Here is a 2,532-nt window from a genome sequence, read left to right as displayed (position 1 = left end):
CGTCCCGCACTGCGAGACGGGTGCGGCCGGGTGTCCTGCCCGCTCCCGTCTCGCAGTGCGGGACGGTGACTGTGGCCGTCGTCATGTTTACGCTGCGTCTCTGTGCCAGTTGATGACCTTGTGTCGCCCTCGCTTTGTGGCACGGACGTTAACGAGCGGCCGAACCCCTTGTGCAATCCGCGTAGACAGATCAATCTTTCGCCTGGCGACAGGACATGCGGAACACGGCCACCTCGTCCGCGCTTGGCATGCTCCTGACAGACGTACGTGCGTTCCGGCGATCCGGGACGGGCGTCCGCCGTGCGGCGCCTCACCCCCAAGAGGCGCCACCCCCACACTCCCCACCTGTCGAGGAGGAACCCTCAGATGGCAGTGATGCGAAACGCCAAGCACAGATCGGTCGTCGGCGTCGGCGCGGTCGCCGCGGCGGCTCTCACGGGCGGTCTCTTCACCGCTCCCGCCGCGCACTCCGCCGAGACCCCCAAGGGGACGATCGCCTACGCGGACGCGCCGAACGCGGTCGAGGGCAGCTACATCGTCACCCTGAAGCCGGGCACGAAGGCCGCGTCCACCAAGGGCAAGGGCGTTGCCAGGAAGTACGGCGCCGACGTCGAGCGCACCTTCCGCGAGGCCGTCAACGGCTACACCGTCGAGGCCACCGAGGCGGAGGCCGCCGAACTGGCCGCCGACCCCTCGGTCGCGCTCGTCGAGCAGAACCGCGCCTTCACCATCCAGGCGACGCAGACCAACCCGCCGTCCTGGGGTCTGGACCGCATCGACCAGACCGCGCTGCCGCTGAGCGGCTCGTACACCTACGACGACACGGCCGGCCAGGGCGTCACCGCGTACATCATCGACACCGGTGTGCGCATCTCCCACAGCGACTTCGGCGGCCGCGCCCGCAACGGCTACGACGCGGTCGACGGCGACAACGTCGCCCAGGACGGCAACGGCCACGGCACCCACGTCGCCGGCACCGTCGCGGGCAGCGCGTACGGCGTCGCCAAGAAGGCGAGCATCGTCGGCGTGCGCGTGCTGGACAACAACGGCTCCGGCACCACCGCCGGCGTGATCGCGGGCGTCGACTGGGTCGCCGCCAACGCGGTCCTCCCGGCCGTCGCCAACATGTCGCTGGGCGGCGGCGCGAGCACCACGCTCGACAACGCCGTGCGCAACGCCATCGCGGCCGGCGTCACCTTCGCCGTGGCCGCGGGCAACGAGTCGACGACCGCGACCGGTTCGCCGGCCCGGGTGGCCGAGGCGATCACCGTCGGCGCGACCACCTCGACCGACGCGCGCGCCAGCTACTCCAACTACGGCTCGAACCTGGACATCTTCGCGCCGGGCTCGTCCATCACGTCGACCTGGAACACCGGCGACAGCGCCACCAACACCATCTCCGGCACCTCGATGGCCACCCCGCACGTCGCGGGCGCCGCGGCGCTGTACCTCGCGGACAACCCGTCGGCCACCCCGTCGCAGGTCGCCTCCGCGCTGACAGCCGACTCCGTCCCCGGCGTCGTCACCAACCCCGGCACCGGCTCCCCGAACCGCCTGCTGCACGTCGGCGGCAACGGCGGCACCACCCCGCCGCCCGGCAAGACCTTCAGCAACACCACGGACTACACGATCCGCGACAACGCGACGGTCGAGTCCCCCGTCACCGTCACCGGCGTCTCGGGCAACGCCCCGTCGGCCCTCCAGGTCCCGGTGAACATCGTCCACACCTACATCGGTGACCTGACGGTCCAGCTGGTCGCGCCCGACGGGTCGGTCTACACCCTGAAGTCCTCCGGCACCGGCGGCTCGGCGGACAACATCAACACCACGTACACCGTGAACGCCTCCTCGGAGACGGCCAACGGCACCTGGAAGCTGCGCGTCACGGACAACTACTCCGCCGACACCGGCTACATCAACAGCTGGGGCCTGACCTTCTGATCCCCCGAGCACAGCACTCCCCCTCCGCCCCGGCACGGGTCCACCGTGCCGGGGCGGTGCGCTCAGCGCGCGAGATGCCGGGCGAAGAACCGCAGCGTGCCGTCCTGTTCGGAGGGCGGGACCTCGGCGTGCCCGCCGGGGTTGGCGTGCAGGGTTTTCTGCTGGGAGGCCAGGGCGTCGTAGAGGGCCAGACCCTGGTCCCGTGGGACGCGTTCGTCGTGCCACTGGAGCAGGAACCGCACCGGGACGGTGATCCTCGCGGCCTCGGGCGAGGCCAGGGCGCCGCCCAGGCCCAGGACCGCCGCGCGGACCCGGGGTTCGGCGGCGACGAACGGGACGCCGAGGCCGCAGCCCAGCGAGACGCCCCAGTAGCCGACCGGGCCGGCGCCCACGTGGTCGAGACGCCGCACCGCGTCCAGGACCGCCCGCCATTCCGGCACGGTCCTGCGGGCCACGAGGGCATGGAAGGCGGCGATCAGCGGGGCCGGTTCCTCGCCCGCCGCCACGCGGGCCTGGTTCTCGGCGGCGAGACGGTCGTACTCCTCGACCTTCGGCCGGTCGCCGTGGGCGGGGACGTCGACGCACACGGCG

General features: G+C 71.8%; 2 protein-coding genes. One reads left to right on the top strand and one right to left on the bottom strand.

Going from position 1 to position 2,532, the window contains the following annotated elements:
- Positions 1–366 precede the first annotated feature (366 nt).
- A complete protein-coding gene (locus CCN29_RS28085) occupies positions 367–1,941 on the top strand; it encodes a S8 family serine peptidase (protein WP_086685398.1) in 1,575 nt (524 codons plus the stop codon).
- A gap of 62 nt (positions 1,942–2,003) precedes the next feature.
- On the opposite strand, the gene CCN29_RS28080 is transcribed toward CCN29_RS28085, so the two are convergent.
- The coding region (locus CCN29_RS28080; RefSeq protein ID WP_107481740.1) for an alpha/beta hydrolase family protein at positions 2,004–2,532 on the bottom strand (529 nt) is incomplete at its 5' end.

The organism is Streptomyces pseudogriseolus, from assembly GCA_002154585.1.
GTDB lineage: Bacteria > Actinomycetota > Actinomycetes > Streptomycetales > Streptomycetaceae > Streptomyces > Streptomyces pseudogriseolus.
The sequence above is the reverse complement of the archived record's forward strand: the minus strand, read 5'-3'. Positions and strand labels throughout refer to the sequence as shown.

What these genes read in the sequence shown, in the direction of transcription:
- CCN29_RS28085 (WP_086685398.1), top strand. Translation starts at nt 367, where the DNA reads ATGGCAGTGATGCGAAACGCCAAGCACAGATCGGTCGTCGGCGTCGGC.